Below are 487 nucleotides of genomic sequence, written 5' to 3'. Positions count from 1 at the left end.
CCGGGGCCGATGCAAAAACAGAGCTGCATCCTCGAGTGCCAAACAAGGTGGTGCGCCATCAGCCAGGTCATCTCGCTTGCATCAATGCAAAGCCAACGGAAACGGCGAGCAAACAGATAACAACAACTAAATCAGATGACGACACTCGGAGAGACTGTAATGGATTACATGCACACGAGTCATGGTTGCGGCGTCCTGCGCCTCAGCCTTCTGGCGACGGCCATTGCGGCCGTCCTCATGCCCACCGTTCAGGCGGTCGAAGTCGATACCGGAAGCGAAGAGTGGTCCGTTCGCTTCGACAACACCGGCAAGTTCAACTACGGCGTGCGCACCGAGAGTGCCGACGAGCGGATGCTCGCCACCCCGAACAACAACGATGGGGATTACAACTTCAAGGATGCCGGCGATACCGTCACCACCCGCTTCGATCTGCTGACCGAGCTGGACGTGGTGAACAAGGGCAACACCGGCTTTCGCATCAGCGCCG

Annotated in this window: 1 protein-coding gene; it reads left to right on the top strand. The window is 58.3% G+C overall.

Features of this window, described 5'->3' with window-relative positions:
* Positions 1-237: 237 nt before the first annotated feature.
* Positions 238-487 (top strand): DUF1302 family protein (locus BN1127_RS21070; protein WP_197069613.1); only part of this gene is annotated, 250 nt, incomplete at its 3' end.

The organism is Aeromonas media (assembly GCF_000819985.1).
In the GTDB taxonomy this organism is placed as follows: Bacteria; Pseudomonadota; Gammaproteobacteria; order Enterobacterales; family Aeromonadaceae; genus Aeromonas; species Aeromonas media.
This window is presented reverse-complemented; position numbering and strand designations above follow the sequence as displayed.